1 protein-coding gene is annotated in these 1,230 nt (G+C 60.0%); it reads left to right on the top strand.

What is annotated here, in order from left to right:
* The coding region (gltA, locus tag AWB76_RS38635; protein WP_063936461.1) for a citrate synthase at window positions 1-1,230 on the top strand (1,230 nt) is incomplete at both ends.

Raw genomic sequence — 1,230 nt, 5'->3', positions numbered from 1 at the left:
TTCAGCGACAACTCGCCGAGCGTCGAAATGCCGATCTACAAGGGCACGATGGGCCCGGACGTGATCGACATCCGCAAGTTGTACGGTCAGACCGGCAAGTTCACGTATGACCCGGGCTTCATGTCGACGGCGTCGTGCAATTCCGCGATCACCTATATCGACGGCGATAAGGGCGAGCTGCTGTATCGCGGTTATCCGATCGAAAACCTCGCGACCCACGTCGACTTTTTGCAAACCTGCTACCTGCTGTTGAACGGCGAACTGCCGACCGAAGCAAAGAACAAGGAATTCGTCGACACGGTCACGCGTCACACGATGGTGCACGAGCAGATGCACTTCTTCTTCCGCGGCTTCCGTCGCGACGCACACCCGATGGCCGTGCTGACCGCTGCGGTCGGCGCGCTGTCGGCGTTCTATCACGACTCGCTGAACATCAACGATCCGCGTCATCGTGAAGTCTCGGCGATCCGCATGATCGCCAAGCTGCCGACGCTGGTTGCGATGGCGTACAAGTTCAGCATCGGCCAGCCGTTCGTGTATCCGAAGAACGAGCTGTCGTACAGCGCGAACTTCATGCACATGATGTTCTCGAACCCGTGCGAAGAGTACAAGGTCAACGACGTGCTCGTGCGCGCGCTCGACCGCATCCTGATTCTGCACGCGGACCACGAGCAGAACGCGTCGACGTCGACGGTGCGTCTCGCGGGTTCGTCGGGCGCGAATCCGTTCGCGTGTATCGCGGCGGGTATCGCGTGTCTGTGGGGCCCGGCGCACGGCGGCGCGAACGAAGCGGCGCTGAACATGCTGGAAGAGATCGGTTCCGTCGACAACATTCCTGAGTTCATCAAGCAGGTGAAGGACAAGAACTCGGGCGTGAAGCTGATGGGCTTCGGTCACCGCGTGTACAAGAATTACGACCCGCGCGCGAAGCTGATGCGCGAGACGTGCTACGAAGTGCTGAACGAACTCGGCCTGCACGACGATCCGCTCTTCAAGCTCGCGATGGAGCTCGAAAAGATCGCGCTGGAAGACGAATACTTCGTGTCGCGCAAGCTGTATCCGAACGTCGATTTCTACTCGGGCATCGTGCAGCGCGCGCTGGGCATCCCGACGTCGATGTTCACCTGCATCTTCGCGATGGCGCGTACGGTGGGCTGGATCGCGCAATGGAACGAGATGATTGCCGATCCGGAGCAGAAGATTGGCCGTCCGCGTCAGTTGTTCATCGGC

Source organism: Caballeronia temeraria, from assembly GCF_001544795.2.
GTDB classification, from domain to species: Bacteria; Pseudomonadota; Gammaproteobacteria; order Burkholderiales; family Burkholderiaceae; genus Caballeronia; species Caballeronia temeraria.
The sequence above is the reverse complement of the archived record's forward strand: the minus strand, read 5'-3'. Positions and strand labels throughout refer to the sequence as shown.